The following is a 479-nucleotide window of genomic DNA, read 5'->3' on the forward strand; positions in this document are numbered from 1 at the left end:
CACGCCATCGACGCACTGCGCCACTTGTGCCGCCGGGGTCAGTGATATCTTGTAATCCTCGCCAGGCACGGTCTTGAGCATGGTGAAGTCGCTGAGCAGCAGTGCATCTTCCGGCTTGGCGAAATGCAGATAACCGTAGAACCACAGGCAGCCAACGGTGCCGATAATGGTGCCGATGCCGGTGAGGATCAGCGGGATCATGTTGCGTTCTTCGCTCATTGCGGGCTCTCTGATGAATCAACTTTGGGAGTCGGATAGTTCGGAATTTCGCCAAGGCGGCGTAGGCCGTTGAAGTGCTGCGGGTCATCCAGATAACGCAGCATCACGGTCTGCCAGGTCTTGTCGGCAAAAGTCTGCACATGACCGCCACGGGTCAACTGCAGCACTCTCGGTGGCGGCGCCGCCTGATACAGGCGGATGCCATTGGCCAGGGGCACGATCGGGTCGTCCAGGCTGTGGAACAGCAGCTTCGGCACGCC

General features: G+C 59.7%; 1 protein-coding gene and 1 pseudogene. Both read right to left on the reverse strand.

Features of this window, described 5'->3' with window-relative positions; translation table 11 throughout:
* A partial coding sequence (locus IB241_RS27335; RefSeq protein ID WP_192301278.1) for a hypothetical protein occupies positions 1-219 on the reverse strand: 219 nt, incomplete at its 3' end.
* Positions 216-479: pseudogene (locus IB241_RS27340) on the reverse strand (alpha/beta hydrolase); the annotation flags it as partial. The gene IB241_RS27335 and the pseudogene IB241_RS27340, both read right to left, overlap by 4 nt.

Source organism: Pseudomonas sp. PDM05 (genome assembly GCF_014851685.1).
Taxonomy (GTDB): domain Bacteria; phylum Pseudomonadota; class Gammaproteobacteria; order Pseudomonadales; family Pseudomonadaceae; genus Aquipseudomonas.